The sequence below is a fragment of the Bradyrhizobium sp. B124 genome (assembly GCF_038967635.1).
In the GTDB taxonomy this organism is placed as follows: Bacteria; Pseudomonadota; Alphaproteobacteria; order Rhizobiales; family Xanthobacteraceae; genus Bradyrhizobium.
This window is the reverse complement of record NZ_CP152413.1, coordinates 8949749-8973806: the sequence shown is the minus strand read 5'-3', so window position 1 is coordinate 8973806 and position 24058 is coordinate 8949749. Positions and strand designations below refer to the sequence as shown.

Below are 24058 nucleotides of genomic sequence, written 5' to 3'. Positions count from 1 at the left end.
GGACTGCCATCTCCCCTAAAAAATGGCCATAACCCAAGGATTTACGATGCCCGCCTATCGCTCCCGCACCACCACCCACGGCCGCAACATGGCGGGTGCACGCGGCCTGTGGCGCGCCACCGGCATGAAGAACGAGGATTTCGGCAAGCCGATCATCGCGGTGGTCAACTCCTTCACCCAGTTCGTGCCCGGCCACGTCCATCTGCAGAATCTCGGCCAGCTCGTCGCACGCGAGATCGAGAAGGCCGGCGGCGTCGCCAAGGAATTCAACACCATTGCGGTCGACGACGGCATCGCGATGGGCCATGACGGCATGCTCTACAGCCTGCCCTCGCGCGAGCTGATCGCCGACAGCGTCGAATACATGGTCAACGCGCATTGCGCCGACGCGATGGTCTGCATCTCCAACTGCGACAAGATCACCCCCGGCATGCTGATGGCGACGCTGCGCCTCAACATCCCGACGGTGTTCGTCTCGGGCGGTCCGATGGAATCCGGCAAGATCCTGCTCGAGGGCAAGAAGCGCGCGGTCGACCTGATCGATGCGATGGTGGCCGCCGCCGACTCCAACGTGTCGGACGAGGAGGTCGAGGTGATCGAGCGCTCGGCCTGCCCGACCTGCGGCTCCTGCTCCGGCATGTTCACCGCGAATTCGATGAACTGCCTGACCGAGGCGCTCGGCCTCGCGCTGCCCGGCAACGGTTCGGTGCTGGCGACCCATGCCGACCGCAAGAGCCTGTTCGTCGAGGCCGGCCATCTGATCGTCGATCTCGCCCGCCGCTACTATGAGCAGGACGACGCCAAGGTACTGCCGCGCAACATCGCGAACTTCAAGTCGTTCGAGAACGCGATGACGCTCGACATCGCGATGGGCGGCTCGACCAACACCGTGCTGCATCTGCTCGCCGCCGCGCGCGAGGGCGAAGTGCCGTTCACGATGGCCGACATCGACCGTCTGTCGCGCAAGGTGCCAGTGCTGTGCAAGGTCGCGCCCTCGGTGCAGGACGTTCACATGGAGGACGTGCACCACGCCGGCGGTATCATGGCGATCCTCGGCGAGCTCGACCGCGCCAAACTGCTCACGACCGACGGACCGACCGTGCACGCCGCGACGCTCGACGACGCGCTGAACCGCTGGGACGTGGTGCGGACCACGAGCGACAAGGTGCGCAACTTCTACCGCGCCGCGCCGGGCGGCGTGCCGACCCAGGAAGCCTTCAGCCAGGACCGCCGCTTCGACGACGTCGATGTCGATCGCGCCGAGGGCGTCATCCGCAACGCCGAGCACGCCTATTCCAAGGACGGCGGCCTCGCCGTGCTGTTCGGCAACCTCGCCGAGGACGGCTGCATCGTGAAGACCGCCGGCGTCGATCAGAGCATCCTGAAGTTCTCGGGCCCGGCCCGCATCTTCGAGAGCCAGGACGCCTCGGTCGACGCCATCCTGACCAACAAGGTCAAGGCCGGCGATGTCGTGCTGATCCGCTATGAAGGTCCGCGCGGCGGCCCGGGCATGCAGGAGATGCTCTATCCGACCAGCTATCTGAAGTCGAAGGGGCTCGGAAAGGCCTGCGCGCTGATCACCGACGGCCGCTTCTCCGGCGGATCGTCCGGCCTGTCGATCGGCCACGTCTCACCGGAAGCCGCCGAAGGCGGCCTGATTGGTCTCGTCGAGGAAGGCGACATCATCGAGTTCGACATCCCGAACCGCAAGGTCAACCTCAAGGTCGACGATGCCGAACTGAAACGCCGCCGCGCGGCGATGGAAGCCAAGGGCAATGCGGCGTGGAAGCCGGCCGCGCCGCGCAAGCGCGCCGTCTCGACCGCGCTGAAGGCCTACGCGGCGTTCGCAAGCAGCGCGGCGAAGGGTGCCGTGCGCATCCTGCCGGAGTAGTCGGACCAAGCGTTTTCGAGCGAAGCGGATACCGGTTCGCGTAAACAAAACGCCTCAAAACAAAAATCCAGAGCCCCGTTCCGATTGAATCGGAACGGGGCTCTGGACGCGTCAAGTCACTTGCAAGTCGGCCGCTTCGATCCGAATGCGGTCGGCATGCAATGACCAGTCGCAGAGCGCCTGTTCCTGACAGAATATGAGCTTGGCCATTTCGGTGGCCTGGCCTTCGCTCGAGGCGTCGACCTCGAGTTCGCCCTGGCAAACCTCGCGCTGGCGGCCATTGCCGCCGAGCACGTCCTTCATGAACTGAACGACGAAGCGTGACATGGAACCCTCCCTGCTGCGCCGGCAGAGCCCGGGGGTACCACGTTAGCACTAACGCAAAATGGTGTTGAGTTAATTCAGCGCGCGCGGATGCGGCGCTTCGCGGCGGTGGAAAACTAGGCGCCGGCCTGCGGCAGGCTGGCGGCAGCGATCGCAACGATCTGCGCAATGCGGCGGCCCATTTTCGCGGGCGCGTCGCGGAGCAATGACTGGACCTGTCGCATGACACTTCTTCCTTCCGTGCCCGGATTAGTTGGGCACAAAGGGAAGATGGCGATTTCGGGCTAAGTCGTCGATATCTCAGGGAAAATAGCAACGGACGCGTTGTGAAGTGGTGCCTTGGCAGTGGGTTTATTGCCTCGATCGAGGCTGCGACGAAGGAGATTTTCTCCGGTGGTTTTGCGGCGCGCAACAACACGCGCACGACCGGCCATTTGCGCGAGCACGCGCTGGCGGACAGTTCCCTCCGCCCCTGCGGTGTCTCCCCCGCAAGGCCGGGCGGTTGCACGATTTCTGTATATTGGAAATGTACCCCTGAGTTGCCCGACGCGTCAAGCTGCCCGATCGAACCGCCGGCAGCCCGCCGGCTACTTTGCATGGGGTTGTTTTCGATATTTTGGCCGCGCGCAGCCACGGCCCCCGCAAGGGAGGCCCTCTGACCAGCGTGCTCACCTCACCCGGCTGACTTCACCGTTGACAGCAATGACCGTCGACCTATCCCGGCGTGAACCCGAACGCCTTCTCGAACCGCTTCGCGTAGACCGGCCAGACCTCGGGATTGATGATGCGCGGCGGGCGCTTGCCGTCGAGGGCGTCGAGGATCTGCTCAGCGGCGATCCGGCCCATGTTGATGCGCGCCTCGCGGGTGACGCCTGCGGTGTGCGGGCTCGCCAGCACATTGTCGAACTGCAGCAGTGGATGATCCGGCGGCGGCGGTTCCTTGGACCAGACGTCGAGGCCGGCGCCGGCGATGCGCTTCTCTCGCAATGCCTCTTCCAATGCATTCTCGTCATGGATGAAGCCGCGCGCGGTGGTGACGAAATAGGCGTGCGGCTGCATCAGCGCGAATTCGCGCGCACCGATCATGCCTCGGCTCTTACTGTCCAGCGGACAGGAGATCGAGACGAAGTCCGCGCGGCGCAGGAGATCGTCGAGCTCGACTTTCTCCCCGCCCCGCTTCGCCATCTCCTCCGCCGTCAGATACGGATCATAGGCGATCACCTTCATGTGCAGCAGGCCCTTGCACAGCTCGGCGATGCGGCGGCCGACATTGCCGAGGCCGACGATGCCGACGGTCTTCTCGTTCAGCTCGTTGCCGATCAGGTCGTTGCGGTTGACGTTGGCCTCGCGCCGCAGCCGGCGGTCGGACTGGATGATGCGCTTCGACAGCGTCAGCATCATGCCGAGCGCGTGCTCGGCGACCGAGTTGGCGTTGCCGCCGGACTGGTTGACGACCAGCACGCCCGCCGCGGTGCACGCATCGACATCGACTGGATCGAAGCCGGCACCGTTCGAGGACACGATCAACAGGTTCGGCGCGCGCTTCAGCAACTCGGCGTGGGCATGGAAATGCGGCGCCAACTCGTCGCGGGCGGCGCCGATCTGATAGGCATGCGCGTCGGCGAGGACAGGCGCGAACGTCGCCTCCGGCGTCTCGTTCTCCAGACGGTCGAGCCGGACATCCGGCCGCTTCTTCAGGATATCGACGTAGATCTCGTGGGCGAGGTATTTGACGTAGAACACGCGCTTGTTGTTGACGGTCATGTCGTGCAGCAGCTTTCAGTTTGGGAAGCCATAGAGTCGTGCGGGATTATCGACGAGGATGCGGTGTCGGGTCGCCGCATCCGGTGTCCATTCCTGGAACAGCGTCAGCAGATGGCCGGCGTCGGGCATTTCGCCCTCGACGCGCGGATGCGGCCAGTCGCCGCCCCACACCAGCTGTTCGGAGTTGGCTGATACCAGCGCCTCGTGGAACGGCCGCGCATCCGGATAATCCGGCGCGCGCTGGCTCAGGCGATGTGCGCCTGACAGCTTGGCCCAGCACCAGCCCTCGCCGACCGCGCGCAGCAGGCTCCGGAAGCCCGCGGTGTTGATGCCGGCGGCAGCGTCGGTGCGGCCCATGTGGTCGACCACGACCGGCAGGCCCAGTGCCTTCAGCGTCGGGACCGTGTCAGGCAAATCTTTCACGTCGATCCAGAGCTGCAGATGCCAGCCGAGCTCGGCCATCACGCCCGCGTGCGTCTCGGCGACATCGAGGGGGATGCCGCCGCGATAGTGCAACTGCCCGCCGCGGAAGAAATGGTTGAAGCGCAAGCCGCGCACGCCGAGCACATGCCATTGCCGCAGCGTGCCCGCCGCCACATCGGCATCGGCCACCGCGACGCCGCGCAGCCGCGCCGGCTCGCGCTGCAACGCATCCAGCATCGCCGAATTGTCGTGGCCATGCGCGCTGCCCTGCACCAGCACGCCGCGGCTGAAACCCAGCGCATCGAGCATGCCGAGATAGGTCGCGAGCGGCGCGTCCGGCGGCGTGTAGCTGCGATCGGCGGCATAGGGGAAGCGGTCCGCCGGGCCGAATACATGCGCATGCGTGTCACAGGCCTTTGGCGGCAGCTTCTCTCTCGGCGGCGTCACCGGACGCGGCGGCAGGCAGGCGGAAATCTCTGATACAGCCATCTTCCTACTCCGCCTTCATGCCGGCGGCCTTGATGATCGGCCCCCATTTGTCGTAGTCGGCCTTGATCTTGGCGGCGAACTTGTCCGGCGTCGAGCCGATCGGGATGGCGCCGAGCTTGCCGAGCCGCTCCTTCACGGCATCCGTATTCACCGCCGCGACGAAATCATGCGAGATTTTCGCGACGAGATCGGCGGGCATGTTGCCGGGACCAAGCAGCCCCCACCACACCTCGGTGTCATAACCCGGCACCACCTCCGACATGCTGGGCACATCTGGCAGGAACGGCGCGCGCGAGCCCGTCGTCACCGCCAGCGCGCGGACCGTGCCGGCCTGCAACTGCCCAACCGATTCCGGCCCGTTGTTGAACGACATCGGAATCTGTCCGCCCAGCAGATCGTTGATCGCCGGGGCGCCGCCCTTGTAGGGGATCGCGTTGAGATCGATCTTGGCAAGGCTGTTGAGCAACTCGCCGGCAAGATGGGTCGAGGTGCCGTTGCCGGCATGGGCAAACGACAGGCTGCCCGGCTTTGCCTTCGCCGCTGCGATGACATCGCTGACCGACTTGAACGGTGAGTCCGCGCGCACCAGCAGCACGTTCGGCGATGACGCCAGCAGCGAGATCGGCGAAAAATCCTTGAACGTGTCGTAGGGCAGTTTTGGATAGAGGAACGGATTGGTGGCGTGGCCGCTCGCGACCATGATCAGGTTGTAGCCATCGGGCGCGGAGCTCGCGATCGCCTGCGAGGCGATCACCCCGCCGGCGCCCGGCCGGTTCTCGACCACGATCGACTGCGTCCAGGTTTTCGACACGGCTTCGGCGAGCGTCCGCGTCAGCACGTCGACGCCGCCGCCCGGCGGATATGGGACGAGAATATGAACGGCCTTTGCCGGGTATGGCTGCGCGGACGCAAGGCCGGCCACGACCGTGGCCGCTGCCGCAATGGCGGTCCGCCAGACCCATCCGGCCATCGACACCTCCCGTCCCTTGATCGTTCCGTCCCTTGATCGTTACCGCCTGTATCGCACGCCGGTTCGGCACTACGATGGCCCAATTCCGCAGATCGCGTTGCGGCCGCGACATGTTGACAATCGTATGGTCAGCGTCAAGTTTCATGGCGCAAGCGATCATCAGCGTCGCGCGAGAGGGAGAACAGGATGGCGGCCGCGGAACAAGCCTCGTCCAAGGATAAAGCCAAGGATAAGTCCCAGGATGCGGCGACCACCTGGCACGGCATCGTGCTGCAGACGCTGAAGCGGAACGAGATCAAGCTGGTGCCTTATGTGCCCGACCGGGTGCTGACCACGCTGATCAAGGACCTGCACGCCGATCCCTATTTCACGACGTTTCCAACCGCGCGCGAGGAAGAGGCCGTCGGCATCGTCTCGGGCGCCTGGATGGCGGGCACGCGCGGCGCCGTACTGATGCAGACCTCGGGCTTTGCCACACTCGCCAACGTGCTGGCCTCGCTCGCGGTGCCCTACCAGATCCCGCTGATCATGTTCGTCTCCGAGCGCGGCACGCTCGGCGAGTTCAACTACGGCCAGGCGCTGGTCTGCCGCACCATGCGCCCGGTGCTGGATTCGCTGGCGATGGAACATCACACCATCACCCGGCTCGACGAGCTCGAATTCATCGCCGACCGCTCGATCAAGCAGGCGATCACCACCCAGGCGCCGGTGGCGCTGATCCTCTCGCCGCTGTTGACCGGCGGCAAGACCTTCGACAAGTGAGATCAGCCATGACCAGCACCCACGCGCGCAACACCAAGGTGATGAACCGCTTCGATCTCACCCAGCGCCTCGTCGCCGGGCTGAAGGACGAGGCCGTGATCGGCGGCATCGGCAACACCAACTTTGACCTTTGGGCCGCCGGCCATCGCCCGCAGAATTTCTACATGCTGGGCAGCATGGGACTTGCGTTTCCGATCGCGCTCGGCGTCGCACTGGCGCAGCCGAAGCGGCGCGTCTTCGCGCTCGAAGGCGACGGCTCGCTGCTGATGCAGCTCGGCTGCCTCTCGACCATCGCGACCTTGGCGCCGAAGAATCTCACCATGGTAGTGATGGACAACGGCATCTACCAGATCACAGGCAGCCAGCCGACCCCTGCCGCGGGCCATACCGACCTCGTCGCGGTCGCGCTCGCCAGCGGGATTGCGAGCAGCTCCTGGGCCGCCGACGAGGATGATTTCGAGCGACTGATCGAGCAATCGAAACAGGCCTCCGGCCCGACGCTGATCGGCGTCCGCATCGACGACAAGCCCGGCACCGGCACCACCCGCCGCGACCCCGTGCAGATCCGCGAGCGCTTCATGCACGGGATGGGGGTGCGGCAGTTGCTGTAAGACTCCGCGAAGCTCAGCGCACAAGCCGAAGACGGCCCGCCAATCCGCAAGACCGACCATACGGGGGAAGGTCGAACCAGCACGCTGGTTCGTGATTTACCCAAAAACAACCTATGCTAGTATTCTATTGGTCCGCGCGGGGGACACTGCAGCAATGCGCTGATAACTTTGGCCTGCCCAGGCGGCACTTCACGGCTCGCCACTTGAGTTAGCGTAGGTTCCTCAGTCATGCTCGCACTGTTGTCACTACCCATCGAGCTGCTGCGCATCGCTTACTATGCGCTGCAAGGCCTCGTCGACGCGCTACGGGCACGTAACCGATTGCGGTGCGAGTTCACTGTTCTGATCAACGCGCCACGCGAGGCCGTGTGGCGCTTCAATATTGCGGACCGCATGGTGTTCGATGGGCCGCCGATCATGGAGATATCGCGCGAGCCGGTGCCCGACAGCGCCGATCTTTGGCTGACAAGCGCCACCGTGAACGGCCAGGTTCGGGCGCAGAACGTCTCGCGCGAGCTCGAGCGCGACGAGGAAAAAGGGATCATCCGGGGACGAATCGTGGCTCACCCGCTCTCCATTCCACCGGAAGGCGGCCGCGATACCGTAGCCGAACTCACGATCGAGGCGACGTCCGCGGGAACGAAGCTCATCGTATCCAATGAATTGACCCCGCACGTCTTTCGCGACCGTATCAACTACCCGATCGGCCTGCGCCGCATGGCGAACCTGATCAAGCAGCAATGCGAGAAAGAAGCCGGCACCTCCAATCGTCTCTCCACGGTCGGCAACAACGGATGGCTGCTGTCGATCGTGGCCCTGCTCAGCTTCTGGTACCTTGTGGGGTGGAAGGCGGCGCTGCTCCTGACCGTGGTCGTCGTCCTGCACGAAGCCGGTCACGCCGCGGCGATGCTGATGGCCGGTGTCGGCGTACGCGGCATCTACCTCGTGCCCTGCTTTGGCGGGATGGCCGTTCCCAAGGCGGCCTATCGGACGGAGGGCCGGCTCGGCTTCATCGCGCTGATGGGCCCGGGCCTGAGCCTCATCCCAACACTCGGCCTGTTCGCCGCTTATCAGGCCACCGGCCAACTCTATCTTGGAAAGCTGGCCGAACTGTTCGCATTTGTGAATGCGAGCAACCTGCTGCCGATCTATCCCCTCGATGGCGGCCTGATCCTCAATGCTCTCGTCGGCTCGGTGAATCGGAGGTCCGCGTTGATCGTGGGCTGGATCGGGATCCTGATCGGCATCGCGCTCGCCGTCTACCTCCAATCGCTCCTGATCGGGATTCCCTTCATGTTGTTTGCTCTGCAGCGCTACCTCAGCGGGGGACGGACCATGGAGCTCGAACGGCTGACCCTGCACGACGGGGTCATGCTGGCAATTGCCTCAACCGCAACCTTCGCCCTGTACATGCTCGTGCTGAAGGCGACGTGGCCGCTTCCGGCCGTCCGCCTTTGACGCCGCGTCGCAGCACACACGCTGCTCAATTCATCCGCAATTCGGTGATGTGCCGGGGATCCGGCGCGAGTTCGCCGCGCTCGACGCGCTTGACGATATCGGTCAGCGCGGCGTTGGCATTGCATGCGAGGCCAAGCTTCTCGCCCTCGCGCACCACAAAGCCGTTGAGGAATTCGATCTCGGTGCGGCGGCCCTTCTGCATGTCCTGGCCCATCGAGGGGCGCTGCGCCGATGAGGTGCGCTTACTATCCTTGAAGCGCTGCTCGTCGCAGGCGCGGGTCGCGGCCTCGTCGCCCTCGCCGGCGCGCGCGATCGTCTCGGGCGGCAGATGCAGGATCTCTTCCAGCTGGTAGCCCTGCGCCTGGCCGACGCGGATCGCCTCGCTTCCAAGCCGCGTCGAGAAGCGGCGCAGCGGTTCGCTTTGCAGCACCTCGCCGCCCGCTAGACCCGTGCAGGCCGACAGCCCGTTGCCCATCACGTTGGCGACCAGCTTCGACCAGCGTTCGCCCCAGAGATTGCCGGTCACCTTGGCGCTATCGGAGAAGCCGACCAGGCGGCAAACCTCCCCCGCCCGCGCGGTGATGCGGCCATGCACCTCGCCGGCGCGGAACACGGTATGCGCCGCGCCACCCTTGCCGGCGCCGCGGTGGATATGGCCGGGCTCGGGCAGATTGACGGTGATGCTGCTCGCGATGCAGCCGAGCGTCTTGCCCCAACCGACGATGCCGGCGATCGTCTCCTCGTTCATGCAGTTCTGCAGCGACACGACATAGCCATCGGCCGCCAGATATTGCCGGATCAGCATGGTCGCCCAGGCCGTGTCGTACGACTTCACGCAGACGAACGCGATGTCGACCGGCTTCTCCTTCGCCAGCTGCTGCGCGTCGGTGACATCAAGCGCACGCACCGGCACTGAGAACTCGGCGACATCCATCGCGTGCGTGACGCGCAATCCGTGCTTGCGCATGTGCTCGACATGCTCGGGCCAGGGATCGATGAAGGTGACGTCCTCACCCGCCTGCACCATATGCGCCCCGGCATAGCCGCCGACCGCACCCGCACCGACGATCGCGATCTTCCGACCCATGTTTCCACCCTGCTCTTGATTGAGGCGGACGCTGGCTGCGTCCGCCGATTGCGGATCAGTCTAGGGGATCGGGCCGGCAGGCCAACCAGGCGCCTCATGAAAAAAGCGGGCCCGTGCCATGCGAAAATCCCCGCGGGCGATTTGCCCGCGAGGATGTCCGCAGTCGGAAATTGCGATCAATCGATGATCTTGACGATCCGGCGGGTGCGCGGCTCCACGATCACGCGGCGATCATTGACAACAGCGTAGCGATATTCAGTGTAGCGCGGCACCGGACGCAGCACGACGGTGTCGGGCAGCGGCTCGCCGACCACGACGCGTTCGCGCACCACAACCGAGGGTTCGTCGCGCGGGATCGAGGTGATCACCGCATTCGGAATCTCGAGGCCGGCACCGACCGCAGCACCAACGGTGCCGCCGACGATCTCGCCAACCGGGCCTGCGATCTCGCCACCGGTCCGCGCACCGTTCGCGGCGCCCGCCGCCGTCGTGGACTGCGCGAACGCCGAACCGGACGCAAGCAGTGACGCAGCGGCGACAAGGGAAACGGCAAAACGCTTGTTCATTATTCTCCTCCTCCGAGCTATGAGACGCCCCTTCAACATCGCAGGGAACGAGACGTTCCAGTTCCAACGCGGCAACTTGCGGGCAAATTCCAGTTCCGCGGCAACTCGCTTTAGTTCCAGCACATACGAAAATGCTGCTCCGGATAACGTCCGAAGCAGCATTCATCGTTGGTTCAGATTCAGAGATGGTTCTGAGCAGGAGCGCGCTGCGCGCCATTCATTCCGGCGGTTTTTGACCGGCTCGTCGTCTTGGCGTTCGCCGTCTTGGAGGTGCTTTCGCAGGGGCGTCAGCTGAAGGCTTGATACGGATTCGCGTCGTCCCGCCCTTGGGCTGTTCGATCTCAAACGCATTTGTCCTGCGCACCAGTTCGCTCAGGGTGCGGAAGCCGTAAGTCCTCTGATCGAAATCGGACGCCAGATTGGCCAGCTGCCGTCCGACCTCGCCAAGCGTCACCCAGCCGTCCTCACTGGCCATCTGGCCGATCACCTTCTTGAGGATGGGCGTGGCGGCGTCCGGCGGTTGCAACGGCTGGGCGCGCACCGCTGCGTCCTGATTGCTCGTCGCGCCGCCGCGCAAATTCTCGGTATAGACGAACCTGCGGCAGGCCTGCCGAAAGCTCTCCGGCGTCTTCTGCTCGCCGAACCCGAACACGTCGATACCGTGCTCGCGGATGCGGGCGGCAAGCCGGGTGAAATCGCTATCCGACGACACCAGGCAGAATCCATCGAACCGGCCGCTGTGCAGCAGGTCCATCGCATCGATCACAAGGGTGATGTCGGATGCATTCTTGCCGGTCGTATAGGCGAATTGCTGCTGCGGGATGATGGCGTGCTTGGACAGAATGTCGGCCCAGCCCTTGGACCTCGGATTGGAGAAGTCGCCATAGATGCGGCGCACGCTGGCCTCGCCGATCTTGGCGATCTCCTCGAACAGCCCATCGGCGATCCTGGCAGATGCATTGTCGGCGTCGATCAGGACCGCCAGACGGGGCGAACGGAGTTCGGAAGGCATGGCTTCTCTCTGCTGGGATAGGATGGATCAAGATTCCGCTGACGGCTCCGGAACCGACGCAGCCGTCGCATCGGAGCACATCGCGCGTCGCAAGCATAGGGTCGGTGGCATCGCCGGGACTTTCGCGGCGAAAGCACCCTCGGGCGGTGTGGTCAGAGCACCTCGCCCAAATCGATCGCCCGCCTCGCGAACTCGATGGCCTTCTCGGCGGTGATCGCATCCGCTGTCGTCGTCGCCTCGTCGCGCACCGACGGCGGAGACGCGATCCGGATCTTCTTGCCGTTCGACCGGCGGATGGTTGCGCGCCAGCGATCGACATCGCGCCGGTAGGCATCGATCACAAAATCCCGATAGGTGACGCCGCTCATGAGCGGCTGAAGGGACGCTGCTTCGAGGCCGGCCGGCCGGCTTGCGACATCGCGGACCATCTCGACAATCATCTCGACCGCATGCTCACGCGCAGCACCGGTCGCGTCCCTGAGCAGATAGCTCACCGCCGCGCCGATCTGCGCCCTTGCGCGATCGTCGCTCGCAAAATCCAAATCGACCTGAACTGACATGATGGGGAAAACGCCTCCTCCGGACCCAACACCGGATACCCCCAGGCGTCCGGCACATTGCAACCATGAGACCTTTAGTCGGCCCCCCATTAAAGTCGGATTATCGGACAGGCCCCGATTTATCGCATGCCGTTAACCGGGCTTTGATGCCGCTTCGGAAGATGTCCGAAGCGCTATCGAACGCCGGTCAGGCCCGCGCTCCGCGCCGATTTGTCCCCGGCCATGCCCGGCGCCACGAGTCGGTCAGCGCCGCCAATTCGCGTGTGATCACCAATTGACATATCACTGCTATCCGTGTGACATTTTATGAAACGGGCCGACAAGAGCCCGGCAACGTCCACTTGGGGAGGACAGCAATGACCATTTCCGACGCCACCGCATCGGCCGCAAGCCGGGCTCCGGCCGCCGTCGCGCGCACCGCGCAAGCGCAGCAAGTCGCCGACATCGCGGCGCGCCTCGAACGGCTGCCGCTGACCTCCTATCAGCGATGGATCTTCGGGATCATCGCAACCGCATGGTTCTTCGACAGCATGGACCTGGCCGCGCTGACCTTCGTGCTTGGCTCGATCCGCCAGACCTTCGGCCTGTCGACGGCGGAAACCGGGCTGCTGTCCAGCATGAGCTTCCTCGGCATGTTCGTCGGCGCCGCGTCCGCCGGCCTACTGGCCGACCGCTTCGGCCGTGCCCGCGTCTTCCAGGTCAGCATGATCTTCTGGGGCTTGGGCAGCCTGTGTTGCGGTCTCTCGACGACGGCGACCGCGCTCGGTGCTTCCCGCCTGCTGCTCGGCTTCGGCATGGGCATGGAGTTTCCAGTCGCGCAGTCGATGGTTTCGGAGATCATGCCGGCCCGCAACCGCGGCCGCTACATCGCGTTCCTCGAAGGGTTTTGGCCGCTCGGCTTCATTGCGTCGGGCCTGTTGACCTACTTCGTGCTGCAGGCCGCCGACTGGCGCTGGGTCTTCATCCTGCAGGCGATCCCGGCCGCCTTCGTGCTCGTGGTGCGACGCTACGTTCCGGAATCGCCGCGCTGGCTCGCTTCCCACGGCTATTCCGAGCGGGCCGAAGCGACCGTGCGCGACATCGAAAGCAGGGTCCGCGATCGTCTCGGCAGCAAGGAGCTGCCGCCGGTCGTGCGCCAGGCCGCCGCTCCCGCGTCTGAAGTGACCGGCCTGCGGACGCTGTTTTCAGGCATCTACGCCAAGCGGACCACAATGTTGTGGACCTTGTGGTTCTTCGCCCTGCTCGGCTTCTACGGTCTGACCACCTGGCTCGGCGCGCTGCTGCAGGCCAAGGGATTCCCGATCACCAAATCGGTGTTCTACACCATCCTGATCTCGCTCGCGGGCATTCCCGGCTTCCTGGTCTCGGCGTGGCTCGTCGAATCCTGGGGCCGAAAGGCGACGCTGGTGATGAACCTGCTCTGCGGCGCGATCGCCTGCCACTTCTACGGCTCGGCGGCGGACCAGACCCAGCTCATCATTGCCGGCCTCTGCATGCAGTTCTTCCTGTTCGGCATGTGGTCGGCGCTCTACGCCTATACGCCCGAACTGTACCCGACCCATGTCCGTGCCACCGGAACCGGTTTTGCCTCCGCGATCGGCCGAATCGGCTCGCTGATCGGCCCCTATGTGATCGGCGTGATCCTGCCCGCGGCGGGACAGAGCGGCGTGTTCGCGCTGGGCGCCGGCGCGTTCGTGGTGGCGGCGCTGGCGGTGCTGTTGCTCGGCGAGGAAACCCGCGGCCGCACGCTGGAGAGCATTTCGCACTGATGATGCGCCGCTGTTCGCTGCACGCGGCCGGATTCGGTGTAGCGCCCGTCGAGCGGCCTTGTCACTGCCGGCGGGGCGTGTGAGATATCTGCTGTACAGCAGCACGCAAGATCCCGATGGCCGATTCGAACAAGCGATCCAGCACGGTGCGCGCCCGCGCAGCAGGAAACCGCCGGCCGGCGCGGCCATCGTCCGCCGCCGCCGGCAAGCCGCGCGCTGCCGCGCAGGCCCGTCTCCCGCAAGCCGACGTCACCCTCACCGACCGTGCCTATGCCGAGCTGGAAGAGTTGATCGTGACGCTGCAACTGCCGCCCGGCACCGCGCTCTCCGAGCTCGTGCTCGCCAAGCGGCTCGACATCGGCCGGACCCCGATCCGCGAGGCGTTGCAGCGGCTGTCGCGCGACGGCCTCGTCAACATCCTGGCCCGCCGCGGCGTGCTGGTATCCGAGATCGACCTGCGCGCCCAGCTCCGCCTGCTCGAGGTGCGGCGCGAGCTGGAACGGCTGATGGCGCGCGGCGCCGCCGAGCGCGCCACCACCGAGCAACGCAAGCAATTCTCCGAGATCGCCGCCGGCATGCGCCGCGCGTCGGAAAAATCCGACGATCTGCTGTTCATGCGGCTTGATCACCAGTTCAACACCCTGATCTCGGCGGCGTCGCGCAACGAGTTCGCTTCCCGCGCCATGGGCCTGATGCACGGCCTGTCGCGCCGATTCTGGTACCAGCATTACAAGGAAGCGGCCGACCTGCCGCTCGCGGCGCGGCTGCATGCCGACGTCGCCGAAGCCGTCGCGGAGCGCCGCGTCGATGCCGCGGGCGCCGCGTCCGACAGCCTGATCGACTACATCGAAAGCTTTGCACGTTCGACGCTGTGAGAGCTTGAGATCATGATGCGATTGGATGAAATCGCATCATGATCTCGTCTCTTTGTTTGAGCATGATCTCCGCGCAAACGCTTCGCGTTTGTCGCGAGGGAAAACCGGGCTCCACTTTTCCGGATCATGCTCTAGAGCTCGACGACCGTGCGGATCGAGCGGCCGCGCCGCAACGCCTCGAAGCCATCATTGATGCCGTCGAGGCTGCAGTGGCCGGTGATCAGTTCGTCAAGCTTGAGCCGGCCGTCGAGGTAGGCCTGCGCTAGCAACGGGAAGTCGCGCTGTGGCCGCGCGCCGCCGTAGCTCGAGCGGCGAAATCGCTTCTCGCCCATCAGCGCGCCCCAGCGAAAACTCACGTCTTGCGTAACGTCGATCTTGCCGAGCCAGATCACCTCGCCGCCCGGCCGGACTGCTTCCGCGGTCTGCCGAAACGCCAGTGGATGGCCCGCCGCCTCGAGGATGACGTCGGCGCCGCGCCCACGCGTCGCCTCCTTTGCGAACCGGACCGGGTCCTCGCGCGCCGCGTTGACCGCGTGCGTCGCGCCGAGTTGCCGCGCCAGCGCAAGCTTTGCATCGTCGAGGTCGACCGCGATGATCGCACCGGCGCCGGCGAGCCGGGCGCCCTGCACCGCCGCCAGCCCGACCGCGCCGCAGCCGGTGACCATCACGGTATCGCCATAGCCGATGGCGGCGACATTCAGCGCGGCGCCAACGCCGGTCATGACGCCGCAGCCGATCAGGCAGGCACGATCGAACGGGATGTCCTTGGGCACGACGATCGCCTGCTGCGCCGGCAGCACGAGGTATTCCGAGAACGCGCCGAGGAACATCAGATGCGACAGGCTGCCGCCGCCCGCGAGCTGCGCCTTCGACGCGCCGTCGAAATGCACGCCTTCCGCACCCCTGGTGAGATAGCTCTCGCACAGGATCGGCTGCGCGCGATCGCAGTGAAAGCAGTGTCCGCAATGCGGATTCCAGGACAGGATCACATGGTCGCCGGCGCGCACGTCGTGCACCGCGCTGCCGACCTCCTCGACCACGCCGGCCGCCTCGTGCCCGAGGATCATCGGCAAGGGGTAGCGCAGCGACCCGTCGATCACCTCCAGATCGGTGTGGCAGAGCCCCGCGGCACGTACCTTCACCACGACGTCGGTCGGCGTGGGTGCTGCAAGCGAAATGCGTTCGATGGAGAGCGGCGCTCCGCTCTGATGCAGCACCGCCGCGCGACAGGTCAGGGTCATCTCAAAAATTCTCTCGCCGGGACATCAGCGTCGGGTCAGGCCGTTTGTCCGGACCGCAGCGCCGCGACCGCCTCATCGAGATCGGCCGAGGAGAGCTCCCATTCATTGCCGAAATTGGCGACGATGCGCCGCATGAAGCTCTCGTGCAGCGCCTTCGCCGCGGTCGCGTCGTGCAGATGATCATAGAGCAGCGCGAAGGCCAGCTGTGCCGGCTCGGGCCCCTCATAGCTCCATTCAAATCCGTGTTCGGTGAGCCGAAGCTGGTCGTAATGCGGTGACAGCGGCTCGCCGTCGACCAGCACGGAAATGCCGTCGATGGTGCGGTCCCCGGCATAGCTCGCCATCGGAGTCTCCCTGTGCTGCAGCATCATATCAGGAGTCCTGTCAGGATCTTGGCGGACGCATCGTGATGTCCTTCTTGACGACCTCGGGGAAGATCCACATCGCGACCGTGGCGAATACGCCAAGGAAGGCGACCGCGTAGCTCGGTCCCTGCTGTCCGAGATAGACCATGAAGAAGTATCCACAGGCCGCCGTGGCGAGGCACGCCAGCGACAGCATGAGCTTGATGTGGCTTGGCATCGAGACCTCCCTCTAGGTCCACATGTGGAACGATGGTGCGGCCACGCCGACCAGCAGCGCCAGCGCCGCAATCATGGCGCAACAGGACAGCCGCAATCCCGCGCGTCCGTCACGCCACCATTCCGGCAGGGCCTGAAACAGCCCGGGCAGGAACAGGAACAGCACACCGCCCACCACAACGACGGTGGTCCAGCGCAGCTCGACCAGGGCGAATGCCAGCGTGCCGGCGAGCAACATCGCCCATAATGCGGTCGTCATCGTCACCGGCAGAACGGCGCGTCCGCGCAGCGGATACATCCCGGTCAGCTGCAGGAAGCCGATGCAGCACACGCTCCACAGCAGGCCGAACCAGGCGAGGCCGGCGAGATTGGGTTCAAGCTGCGGCATGCGGCACCGATTGCTCCTTCACCACGACCCGCGGCGTCCGCGCCGTCCGTCGCATGTCGGTCTTCACGTAGCGCGTGCTGTAGCCGTTGAAGACGTGGCCGAGCAGGCCGCGGTTGAGATCGGAGGTGCCGAACACATAGTCCATCACCGGGAAGGTCAGGTTCATGTTCCGCTCCATCATGATCGACTGGTTGTGATGGGCGGTATGATGCCGGCGGATGGTGTTGACGAAGGGCATGTTGCGCACGAAGGCATTTTCCTCGACGTGGCAGCAGAAATGCATGAATTCGTAGATCAGGTACATCGACGTGGTCGTGGTGATCAGCAGCCAGCCGGTATTGGCCGAGATCACGAGACCGGCGACGATCGCTGGCGGGATCGACATCAGGGTGAACACCACCAGCGCATAGGGCGGGAAGAAGGTGACGCGCCAGTCGTGATGATCGGCGAAGCGCATCTCCTCCTCGGTGAAGAACTGATGGTGCATCAGCGTGTGGCGGCTGTAGATCGCGCGCAGCAGCGGCACGTTCGAGGGCCGGTGCATGACGAAGCGATGCACCGCCCATTCGAAGAAGTTCGCAATCAGGAATACCGCCGGAATGGTGAGGTACTCCCACCACTTCAAATCGTGCACATTGGCCAAATAGACGTACAGCGCCGTGAAGCCGATCGTGTAGATCAGCACGACGTGCAGCCAGCCATTGTACCAGCCCACCACGCGCTCGCGGTAGGTCGCGCGATATTTGCGCTGGCGGTCGGTCATCCCTGTTGCAGCCAACTCCATCGCGGAGTCCTCCATCATTCTTATCTGACATATCAGTAGCACATCAGCCACGGAAGGCAAGCTGCCTTGATGGACAGAACGCGATCGGGAAAAAAGGATGGCGCGCGGAACCGGCGCAAGACGGAGCCGGAAAGCTCGGGCTGGGTTCGAACGATCGGGCTGATGCCGCCCTTCCCGCCCACCTCGGCCGCAAGGCCCAGACAGGAGCCAAATAAAAAGCCGCCCCGGACGATGTCCGAGGCGGCCTCTGGTGTTCGACAGATCAGACGATCAGAGCAGTCCCGCGCCGCGGGCCCATTTGTACTTGGCACCCAGCACCTCGACCGGCAGTTCGGTCGAATAGGCGTAGGCCGGAATGCCGTTCTGGTAGAGATATTCGGCGGCTTCCTCGACCTCGACGTCGCCGGCGAGCGAGGCGACGATCGGCTTCACGAAGCCCTTGGCCTCCATCTCCTTCTTCACCTCGACCATGTTGCGCGCGAACACCATCGGCGGCGTCACGATGGTGTGCCAGTAACCGAGGATCAGTGCGTGGATGCGCTCGTCCGAGAGGCCGAGCTTCACGGTGTTGACGTAGGTGATCGGCGGCTCGCCACCGGTGATATCCACAGGATTTCCGGCCGCGCCGAACGGCGGGATGAACTTGCGGAACGCCGCATCGAGATCCGGCGGCATCTGCATCAGCGACAGGCCGTTGTCGACGACGGAGTCGGAGAGCAGCACGCCGGAACCGCCGGCACCGGTGATGATCAGGACGTTCTCGCCCTTCGGCGTCGGCAGCACCGGCACGCCGCGGGCGAACTCGAGCAGCTGCCGGAGCGAGCGCGCGCGGATCACGCCGGACTGCTTGAACACGTCCTCATAGATCTTGTCGTTGCCGGCGAGCGCGCCGGTGTGCGACGACGCCGCCTTCGCACCCGCAGAAGTGCGGCCGGCCTTGAGCACGACCACCGGCTTCTTCTTGGAGACGCGCTTGGCGGCCTCCGCGAAGGCCCGGCCGTCCTTCAGGTCTTCGCAGTGCTGCGCGATCAAATTGGTGTTGGGGTCCTGCTCGAAGAAGGCGAGCAGATCGTCCTCGTCGATGTCGGATTTGTTGCCGAGGCCGACGATCGCCGACACGCCCATCTTGGCGGAGCGCGAGAAGCCGATGATCGCCATGCCGATGCCGCCCGACTGCGACGACAGCGCGGCGTGGCCCTTGACGTCGTAGGCGGTGCAGAACGTGGCGCAGAGATTGGCCGGGGTATAGTAGAAGCCGTAGATGTTCGGCCCCATCAGGCGGATGTTGTACTTCTTGCCGACCTCGACGATCTCGGCCTGCAATTCGGGCGCGCCGGCTTCGGCGAAGCCCGAGGGAATCAGCACCGCGCCGGGGATTTTCTTCTCGCCGCACTCGACGAGCGCGCCGGCGACGAATTTCGCCGGGATCGCAAACACCGCCGTGTCGATCACGCCCGGCACGTCCTTGACGCTCTTGTAGGCCTTGTAGCCGAGGATCTCCGCGGCCTTCGGGTGGATCGGATAGATCTCGCCCTTGTAGCCGCCGTTGATGAGGTTCTTCATCACGGAGTTGCCGATCTTGCCGTCCTCGGCGGAGGCGCCGATCACGGCTACGCCCTTCGGCTGCATGATGCGGCTCATCGCGGCGACGATTTCCTCGGTCGGGCGCGGCGCCGGACGCGGCTTGTAGTCGAAGTCGACGACGATGCGGACGTCGGCGGCGATCGCGTTCTTGCTGGTCGCAAACACCGGATTGAGATCGAGCTCGACGATCTCGGGGAAATCGCTGACCAGCTGCGACACCTTGACGATGATTTCGGCGAGCGCCTCGCGGTTGACCGGCTCGCCGCCGCGTACGCCCTTCAGCATCTCATGCGCCTGGATGCCGTCGAGCATCGACAGCGCATCGTCCTTGGTCGCGGGCGCGAGGCGGAAGGTGATGTCCTTGAGGATTTCGACCAGCACGCCGCCGAGGCCGAAGGCGACCAGCTTGCCGAACGAGCCGTCGGTGATCGAACCGACGATCACCTCGGTGCCGCCGCCCAGCATCTGCTGGACCTGGATACCCTCGATCTTGGCATCGGCCTTATATTTCTTGGCGTTGGCCAGAATGGTCTCGTAGCTCTTCTCGGCATCCGCGGCGCTCTTGACGCCGACCACCACTCCGCCGGCCTCGGTCTTGTGCAGGATGTCGGGCGAGACGATCTTCATCACGACCGGGAAGCCCATGTCGGAGGCGATCCGCGCGGCTTCGGCGGCCGACTTGGCGACGCCCTCCTTTGGCACCGGAATGCCGTAGGCGTCGCAGACCACCTTGCCTTCGGGCGCGGTGAGGCTCGTACGCTTGTCGGCCCTGACCGCATCGAGAATTTTGCGGACCGCATCCTTCGAATTTGACATTGGCTTCCTCCTGGGACAGATTTCGTGGCATTTGGTATGCCAAAAACGTAATTGTCAAGGTCGGTCGATGCCCAAAAATACCGAAAAATATGGGCAGCTTGACATTCTGGTATTTGGCATGCCAAAAATCTAAGGTACTTTCTTCTGCTAAGAAGACGTCTCCAAGAGGAGGAGACGAGTCGTGCCAGAACCGAAACAGACCAAGGCGTCGCCCACCATGGCTGACACAGATATCGCCATCGTCCGGATCGCGCCGGAGACGAGCTTCAAGAACAAGGCCTATGAGGCCTTGAAAGAAGCGATCCTGAAGATGGACATCTACGCGACGCCGGAGCCGGTGATGCTCGACGAGCGCGCATTGTCCGAGCGTCTCGGCGTCAGCCGCACGCCGATCCGCGAAGCGATCGCGATGCTCGAGCAGGACGGATTCGTGAAGACCGTGCCGCGCCGCGGCATCGTCGTGGTCCGGCGCACCAAGGCGGAGATCGTCGACATGATCCGCGCCTGGGCGGCGCTGGAAAGCATGGCGGCGCGCCTGATCACGACCACCGCGCGCAAGAAGGACATCACGGCGCTGCGCGACTTCTTCAAGGACTTCAGCGACGATCGCCTGCCGCAGGATCACGTCGAGGAATATTCCAAGGCCAACATCGCCTTCCACCAGGCGCTGATCTCGCTGTCGGAATCGCCTGTGCTGGTCGACCTCACCAATGACCTGCTGCTGCATGTGCGCGGCTATCGCCAGCTCACGATCGGCCGCAAGGACCGCACCGCGACCTCGCTGCCGGAGCATCTCGGAATCATCGAGGCACTGGAAGCGCGCGACACCGAGCTCGCCGAAAAGCGCGCGCGCGATCACACGCTCGGCCTTGCCGCCTATGTCGAGGCGCACGGCCAAGAATTATTCACGTAGAGAACCGTTCACGTAAGTTTGAGAGTCCACACCCGCTTCAGACGACGATCAGATCGTCCGAACCAAGAACGATCAGGGAGACGATGCCGATGCTGAATACCGCTACGAAGTCCGAGGCACCGGGCACCGAGCAAGAATTGACCGATGGCTTCCACCTCGTCATCGATGCGCTCAAGCTCAACGGCATCGACACCGTCTATGGTGTGCCGGGCATCCCGATCACGGACCTGGGCCGCATGGCCCAGGCGGCGGGCATTCGCGTGCTCTCGTTCCGCCACGAGCAGAATGCCGGCTATGCGGCCTCGATCGCCGGCTTCCTGACCAAGCGTCCCGGCGTCTGCCTCACGGTGTCGGCGCCCGGCTTCCTCAACGGCCTCACCGCGCTTGCCCACGCCACCACCAACTGCTTCCCGATGATCCTGATCTCGGGCTCGTCCGAGCGCGAGATCGTCGACCTGCAGCAGGGCGACTATGAGGAGATGGACCAGCTCGCGATCGCCAAGCCGCTGTGCAAGGCGGCGTTCCGCGTGCTGCACGCCCAGGACATCGGCATCGGCCTTGCCCGCGCGATCCGCGCCGCAGTGTCGGGCCGTCCGGGCGGCGTCTATCTCGACCTGCCCGCAAAGCTGTTCGGCCAGGTCATGGATGCGGCGGCCGGCGAGAAGTCGCTGGTCAAGGTGATCGATGCTGCGCCGGCGCAGCTCCCTGCCCCGTCGGCGGTCAAGCGCGCGCTCGACGTGCTGAAGAACGGAAAGCGTCCGCTGATCATCCTCGGCAAGGGCGCGGCCTATGCGCAGGCCGACGAGGCGATCAAGAATTTCGTCGAGAAGAGCGGCGTGCCGTTCCTGCCGATGAGCATGGCCAAGGGCCTCTTGCCCGACCTGCATCCGCAATGCGCGGGTGCGGCGCGCTCGACCGTGCTAAAAGATGCCGACGTCGTCATGCTGATCGGCGCCCGCCTCAACTGGCTGCTGTCGCACGGCAAGGGCAAGACCTGGGGTGAGGCTCCGAAGAAGTTCATCCAGGTCGACATCGAGCCGAAGGAAATGGATTCCAACGTCGAGATCGTCGCCCCCGTGGTCGGCGATATCGGCTCCTGCGTGTCCGCGTTCCTCGACGCCATGGGCGCCAACTGGTCAGCCGCGCCGAGCGACTGGCTCGCCACCGTAGCCAAGAAGCGCGACGACAACGTCGCCAAGATGGCGCCGAAGCTGATGAGCAACGCATCGCCGATGGATTATCACGGCGCGCTCGGCGCGCTGCGTACGATCATCACGGAACGTCCCGACACCATCTTCGTCAACGAAGGCGCCAACACGCTCGACCTCGCCCGCGGCGTCGTCGACATGCACAAGCCGCGCAAGCGGCTCGACGTCGGCACCTGGGGCGTAATGGGCATCGGCATGGGCTATTCGATCGCGGCCGCGGTCGAGACCGGCCTGCCCGTGCTCGCAGTCGAAGGCGACAGCGCGTTCGGCTTCTCCGGCATGGAGGTCGAGACCATCTGCCGCTACAAGCTGCCGATCTGCGTCGTGATCTTCAACAACGACGGCATCTATCGCGGCACCGACGTCAACAGCGCGGGCGAGGATCCGGCCACCACCGTTTTCGTCAAGGGCTCGCGCTACGACAAGATGATGGAAGCCTTCGGCGGCGTCGGCGTCAACGCCACCTCGCCCGACGAGCTGAAGCGCGCGGTCGATGCGGCGCTGGATTCCGGCAAGCCGACCTTGATCAACGCGGTGATCGATCCGGCGGCGGGCTCGGAGAGCGGCCGCATCGGCAACCTCAATCCTCAGAGCGTTCTGAAGAAAAAGTAGGCAGTCCCCTTCAACCCATCACTCCCTGCGGGTGCAGGGGCAGACCACAGTACGGAGCATAATATTATGACCAAGGCGCTCAAGGGCGTTCGCATTCTCGATTTCACCCACGTCCAGTCGGGTCCGACCTGCACGCAGTTGCTGGCCTGGTTCGGCGCCGACGTGATCAAGGTCGAGCGTCCCGGCGTCGGCGACATTACGCGCGGCCAGCTGCAGGACATCCCGAACGTGGACAGCCTGTATTTCACCATGCTGAACCACAACAAGCGCTCGATCACGCTCGACACCAAGAACCCGAAGGGCAAGGAAGTGCTCACGGCGCTGATCAAGCAGTGTGACGTGCTGGTCGAGAATTTCGGCCCCGGCGTGCTCGACCGCATGGGCTTCCCCTGGGAGAAGATCCACAGCCTCAACCCGAAGATGATCGTCGCCTCGATCAAGGGTTTCGGTCCCGGCCCGTATGAGGATTGCAAGGTCTACGAGAACGTCGCGCAGTGCACCGGCGGCGCCGCCTCGACCACCGGCTTCCGCGACGGCCTGCCGCTGGTCACCGGCGCGCAGATCGGCGACACCGGCACCGGCCTGCATCTTGCGATCGGCATCCTGGCCGCTCTCCATCAGCGCACCACGACCGGCAAGGGCCAGAAGGTCACCGCCGCGATGCAGGACGGCGTGCTCAACCTGGCGCGCGTCAAGCTGCGCGACCAGCAGCGCCTCGCCCATGGACCGCTCAGGGAATACAGCCAGTTCGGCGAAGGCATTCCGTTCGGCGATGCCGTGCCGCGCGCCGGCAACGATTCCGGCGGCGGCCAGCCCGGCCGCATCCTGAAGTGCAAGGGCTGGGAGACCGACCCGAACGCCTACATCTACTTCATCACCCAGGCCCAGGTCTGGGAGAAGATCTGCGACGTGATCGGCGAGCCGACCTGGAAGACCGATCCGAACTACGCCAAGCCGCCGGCACGCCTGCCGCGCCTGAACGAGATCTTCGCCCGCATCGAACAGTGGACGATGACCAAGACCAAATTCGAGGCGATGGAGATACTCAACAAGGACGACATCCCCTGCGGTCCGATCCTGTCGATGAAGGAGATCGCGGAAGACCAGTCGCTGCGTGCGACCGGCACCGTGGTCGAGGTCGATCACCCGACCCGCGGCAAGTACATCTCGGTCGGTAACCCGATCAAGCTGTCGGATTCGCCGAGCGACGTTCAGCGCTCGCCGCTGCTCGGCGAGCACACTGACGAGATCCTGCGCGAGGTGCTCGGCTTCAGCGATCACCAGGTCGCCGAGATCCACGACTCCGGCGCGCTCGACCCGCCGCGCAAGCAGGCGGCCGAGTAACGGCTGCGCTCAATCAAAACGACAAA

General features: G+C 64.7%; 23 protein-coding genes. 9 read left to right on the top strand and 14 right to left on the bottom strand.

Annotated elements, in window-relative coordinates:
* Nucleotides 1-46: 46 nt before the first annotated feature.
* On the top strand, nucleotides 47-1891 hold the full coding sequence (gene ilvD, locus AAFG13_RS41810; RefSeq protein ID WP_342710625.1) for a dihydroxy-acid dehydratase: 1845 nt from the start codon (nucleotides 47-49) through the stop codon (nucleotides 1889-1891).
* A gap of 111 nt (nucleotides 1892-2002) precedes the next feature.
* On the opposite strand, the gene AAFG13_RS41805 is transcribed toward ilvD, so the two are convergent.
* The 4 genes from AAFG13_RS41805 to AAFG13_RS41790 all read right to left on the bottom strand — a co-directional run bounded on the left by AAFG13_RS41805 (nucleotide 2003) and on the right by AAFG13_RS41790 (nucleotide 5861).
* Complete coding sequence (locus AAFG13_RS41805) at nucleotides 2003-2218, bottom strand: hypothetical protein (RefSeq protein WP_092125295.1); 216 nt, start codon at nucleotides 2216-2218, stop codon at nucleotides 2003-2005.
* Between the two features lie 711 nt (nucleotides 2219-2929).
* Entirely contained in the window at nucleotides 2930-3979 is a 1050-nt protein-coding gene (locus tag AAFG13_RS41800) for a hydroxyacid dehydrogenase (protein ID WP_342710624.1), read from the bottom strand.
* A gap of 15 nt (nucleotides 3980-3994) precedes the next feature.
* Nucleotides 3995-4891: an amidohydrolase family protein gene (locus tag AAFG13_RS41795; RefSeq protein WP_342710623.1), complete on the bottom strand. Its 897-nt coding sequence runs from the start codon at nucleotides 4889-4891 to the stop codon at nucleotides 3995-3997.
* A 4-nt stretch (nucleotides 4892-4895) separates the two neighbouring features.
* Complete coding sequence (locus tag AAFG13_RS41790; RefSeq protein WP_342710622.1) at nucleotides 4896-5861, bottom strand: tripartite tricarboxylate transporter substrate binding protein; 966 nt, start codon at nucleotides 5859-5861, stop codon at nucleotides 4896-4898.
* 186 nt (nucleotides 5862-6047) lie between these two features.
* On the opposite strand from AAFG13_RS41790, the gene AAFG13_RS41785 reads away from it, so the two are divergent.
* From AAFG13_RS41785 to AAFG13_RS41775, 3 genes are all read left to right on the top strand, one after another.
* Nucleotides 6048-6623: a decarboxylase gene (locus AAFG13_RS41785; protein WP_342710621.1), complete on the top strand. Its 576-nt coding sequence runs from the start codon at nucleotides 6048-6050 to the stop codon at nucleotides 6621-6623.
* An 8-nt stretch (nucleotides 6624-6631) separates the two neighbouring features.
* Nucleotides 6632-7234: a thiamine pyrophosphate-dependent enzyme gene (locus AAFG13_RS41780; RefSeq protein WP_342710620.1), complete on the top strand. Its 603-nt coding sequence runs from the start codon at nucleotides 6632-6634 to the stop codon at nucleotides 7232-7234.
* A gap of 228 nt (nucleotides 7235-7462) precedes the next feature.
* Nucleotides 7463-8692 carry a hypothetical protein gene (locus AAFG13_RS41775; RefSeq protein WP_342710619.1) on the top strand — a complete coding sequence of 410 codons (1230 nt, stop codon included), beginning with the start codon at nucleotides 7463-7465 and terminating at the stop codon, nucleotides 8690-8692.
* A gap of 25 nt (nucleotides 8693-8717) precedes the next feature.
* Here AAFG13_RS41775 and AAFG13_RS41770 read toward each other — a convergent pair whose 3' ends face one another.
* From AAFG13_RS41770 to AAFG13_RS41755, 4 genes are all read right to left on the bottom strand, one after another.
* Nucleotides 8718-9779 carry a 2-dehydropantoate 2-reductase gene (locus AAFG13_RS41770; protein ID WP_342710618.1) on the bottom strand — a complete coding sequence of 354 codons (1062 nt, stop codon included), beginning with the start codon at nucleotides 9777-9779 and terminating at the stop codon, nucleotides 8718-8720.
* Nucleotides 9780-9955: 176 nt separating this feature from the next.
* Entirely contained in the window at nucleotides 9956-10345 is a 390-nt protein-coding gene (locus AAFG13_RS41765; RefSeq protein ID WP_212310961.1) for a DUF1236 domain-containing protein, read from the bottom strand.
* Nucleotides 10346-10562: 217 nt separating this feature from the next.
* The gene (locus AAFG13_RS41760; protein WP_342710617.1) at nucleotides 10563-11357 is read right to left on the bottom strand and encodes an NYN domain-containing protein; all 795 of its coding nucleotides are present in this window, start codon (nucleotides 11355-11357) and stop codon (nucleotides 10563-10565) included.
* A 152-nt stretch (nucleotides 11358-11509) separates the two neighbouring features.
* Nucleotides 11510-11917, bottom strand: a complete 408-nt coding sequence (locus tag AAFG13_RS41755) for a hypothetical protein (protein ID WP_176532404.1) — start codon at nucleotides 11915-11917, stop codon at nucleotides 11510-11512.
* A gap of 356 nt (nucleotides 11918-12273) precedes the next feature.
* Here AAFG13_RS41755 and AAFG13_RS41750 point away from each other — a divergent pair, with 356 nt between their 5' ends.
* Nucleotides 12274-13686: an MFS transporter gene (locus tag AAFG13_RS41750; protein WP_342710616.1), complete on the top strand. Its 1413-nt coding sequence runs from the start codon at nucleotides 12274-12276 to the stop codon at nucleotides 13684-13686.
* Between the two features lie 116 nt (nucleotides 13687-13802).
* Complete coding sequence (locus AAFG13_RS41745; protein ID WP_212310964.1) at nucleotides 13803-14561, top strand: GntR family transcriptional regulator; 759 nt, start codon at nucleotides 13803-13805, stop codon at nucleotides 14559-14561.
* Between the two features lie 131 nt (nucleotides 14562-14692).
* On the opposite strand, the gene AAFG13_RS41740 is transcribed toward AAFG13_RS41745, so the two are convergent.
* From AAFG13_RS41740 to AAFG13_RS41715, 6 genes are all read right to left on the bottom strand, one after another.
* Nucleotides 14693-15802 carry a Zn-dependent alcohol dehydrogenase gene (locus AAFG13_RS41740; RefSeq protein ID WP_342710615.1) on the bottom strand — a complete coding sequence of 370 codons (1110 nt, stop codon included), beginning with the start codon at nucleotides 15800-15802 and terminating at the stop codon, nucleotides 14693-14695.
* Nucleotides 15803-15837: 35 nt separating this feature from the next.
* Nucleotides 15838-16146: a DUF6166 domain-containing protein gene (locus tag AAFG13_RS41735; RefSeq protein ID WP_342710614.1), complete on the bottom strand. Its 309-nt coding sequence runs from the start codon at nucleotides 16144-16146 to the stop codon at nucleotides 15838-15840.
* A 40-nt stretch (nucleotides 16147-16186) separates the two neighbouring features.
* Complete coding sequence (locus tag AAFG13_RS41730) at nucleotides 16187-16384, bottom strand: hypothetical protein (RefSeq protein ID WP_212310967.1); 198 nt, start codon at nucleotides 16382-16384, stop codon at nucleotides 16187-16189.
* Between the two features lie 12 nt (nucleotides 16385-16396).
* A complete protein-coding gene (locus AAFG13_RS41725; protein WP_342710613.1) occupies nucleotides 16397-16771 on the bottom strand; it encodes a hypothetical protein in 375 nt (124 codons plus the stop codon).
* Nucleotides 16758-17555, bottom strand: a complete 798-nt coding sequence (locus tag AAFG13_RS41720; protein ID WP_212310969.1) for a sterol desaturase family protein — start codon at nucleotides 17553-17555, stop codon at nucleotides 16758-16760. Before AAFG13_RS41720 ends, AAFG13_RS41725 begins: the two co-directional genes overlap by 14 nt.
* A 270-nt stretch (nucleotides 17556-17825) precedes the next feature.
* A complete protein-coding gene (locus AAFG13_RS41715) occupies nucleotides 17826-19955 on the bottom strand; it encodes an acetate--CoA ligase family protein (protein WP_212310970.1) in 2130 nt (709 codons plus the stop codon).
* A 217-nt stretch (nucleotides 19956-20172) separates the two neighbouring features.
* On the opposite strand from AAFG13_RS41715, the gene AAFG13_RS41710 reads away from it, so the two are divergent.
* From AAFG13_RS41710 to frc, 3 genes are all read left to right on the top strand, one after another.
* The gene (locus AAFG13_RS41710; protein ID WP_097670734.1) at nucleotides 20173-20868 is read left to right on the top strand and encodes a GntR family transcriptional regulator; all 696 of its coding nucleotides are present in this window, start codon (nucleotides 20173-20175) and stop codon (nucleotides 20866-20868) included.
* Between the two features lie 89 nt (nucleotides 20869-20957).
* Nucleotides 20958-22688: an oxalyl-CoA decarboxylase gene (gene oxc / locus AAFG13_RS41705; protein ID WP_342710612.1), complete on the top strand. Its 1731-nt coding sequence runs from the start codon at nucleotides 20958-20960 to the stop codon at nucleotides 22686-22688.
* Between the two features lie 66 nt (nucleotides 22689-22754).
* Nucleotides 22755-24032, top strand: coding sequence for a formyl-CoA transferase (gene frc / locus AAFG13_RS41700; protein ID WP_212310972.1), 1278 nt, complete (start codon nucleotides 22755-22757; stop codon nucleotides 24030-24032).
* Nucleotides 24033-24058: the final 26 nt, after the last annotated feature.

Excerpts from the sequence above, each read along its gene's own strand:
- frc (WP_212310972.1), top strand. The coding sequence starts at position 22,755 with ATGACCAAGGCGCTCAAGGGCGTTCGCATTCTCGATTTCACCCACGTC.
- AAFG13_RS41785 (WP_342710621.1), top strand. The coding sequence starts at position 6,048 with ATGGCGGCCGCGGAACAAGCCTCGTCCAAGGATAAAGCCAAGGATAAG.
- AAFG13_RS41800 (WP_342710624.1), bottom strand. The coding sequence starts at position 3,979 with ATGACCGTCAACAACAAGCGCGTGTTCTACGTCAAATACCTCGCCCAC.
- oxc (WP_342710612.1), top strand. The coding sequence starts at position 20,958 with ATGCTGAATACCGCTACGAAGTCCGAGGCACCGGGCACCGAGCAAGAA.
- AAFG13_RS41755 (WP_176532404.1), bottom strand. The coding sequence starts at position 11,917 with ATGTCAGTTCAGGTCGATTTGGATTTTGCGAGCGACGATCGCGCAAGG.
- AAFG13_RS41735 (WP_342710614.1), bottom strand. The coding sequence starts at position 16,146 with ATGGCGAGCTATGCCGGGGACCGCACCATCGACGGCATTTCCGTGCTG.
- AAFG13_RS41765 (WP_212310961.1), bottom strand. The coding sequence starts at position 10,345 with ATGAACAAGCGTTTTGCCGTTTCCCTTGTCGCCGCTGCGTCACTGCTT.
- AAFG13_RS41730 (WP_212310967.1), bottom strand. The coding sequence starts at position 16,384 with ATGCCAAGCCACATCAAGCTCATGCTGTCGCTGGCGTGCCTCGCCACG.
- AAFG13_RS41805 (WP_092125295.1), bottom strand. The coding sequence starts at position 2,218 with ATGTCACGCTTCGTCGTTCAGTTCATGAAGGACGTGCTCGGCGGCAAT.
- AAFG13_RS41760 (WP_342710617.1), bottom strand. The coding sequence starts at position 11,357 with ATGCCTTCCGAACTCCGTTCGCCCCGTCTGGCGGTCCTGATCGACGCC.
- AAFG13_RS41720 (WP_212310969.1), bottom strand. The coding sequence starts at position 17,555 with ATGGAGTTGGCTGCAACAGGGATGACCGACCGCCAGCGCAAATATCGC.
- AAFG13_RS41725 (WP_342710613.1), bottom strand. The coding sequence starts at position 16,771 with ATGCCGCAGCTTGAACCCAATCTCGCCGGCCTCGCCTGGTTCGGCCTG.
- AAFG13_RS41710 (WP_097670734.1), top strand. The coding sequence starts at position 20,173 with ATGGCTGACACAGATATCGCCATCGTCCGGATCGCGCCGGAGACGAGC.
- AAFG13_RS41775 (WP_342710619.1), top strand. The coding sequence starts at position 7,463 with ATGCTCGCACTGTTGTCACTACCCATCGAGCTGCTGCGCATCGCTTAC.
- ilvD (WP_342710625.1), top strand. The coding sequence starts at position 47 with ATGCCCGCCTATCGCTCCCGCACCACCACCCACGGCCGCAACATGGCG.
- AAFG13_RS41770 (WP_342710618.1), bottom strand. The coding sequence starts at position 9,779 with ATGGGTCGGAAGATCGCGATCGTCGGTGCGGGTGCGGTCGGCGGCTAT.
- AAFG13_RS41790 (WP_342710622.1), bottom strand. The coding sequence starts at position 5,861 with ATGGCCGGATGGGTCTGGCGGACCGCCATTGCGGCAGCGGCCACGGTC.
- AAFG13_RS41780 (WP_342710620.1), top strand. The coding sequence starts at position 6,632 with ATGACCAGCACCCACGCGCGCAACACCAAGGTGATGAACCGCTTCGAT.
- AAFG13_RS41740 (WP_342710615.1), bottom strand. The coding sequence starts at position 15,802 with ATGACCCTGACCTGTCGCGCGGCGGTGCTGCATCAGAGCGGAGCGCCG.
- AAFG13_RS41745 (WP_212310964.1), top strand. The coding sequence starts at position 13,803 with ATGGCCGATTCGAACAAGCGATCCAGCACGGTGCGCGCCCGCGCAGCA.
- AAFG13_RS41750 (WP_342710616.1), top strand. The coding sequence starts at position 12,274 with ATGACCATTTCCGACGCCACCGCATCGGCCGCAAGCCGGGCTCCGGCC.
- AAFG13_RS41795 (WP_342710623.1), bottom strand. The coding sequence starts at position 4,891 with ATGGCTGTATCAGAGATTTCCGCCTGCCTGCCGCCGCGTCCGGTGACG.
- AAFG13_RS41715 (WP_212310970.1), bottom strand. The coding sequence starts at position 19,955 with ATGTCAAATTCGAAGGATGCGGTCCGCAAAATTCTCGATGCGGTCAGG.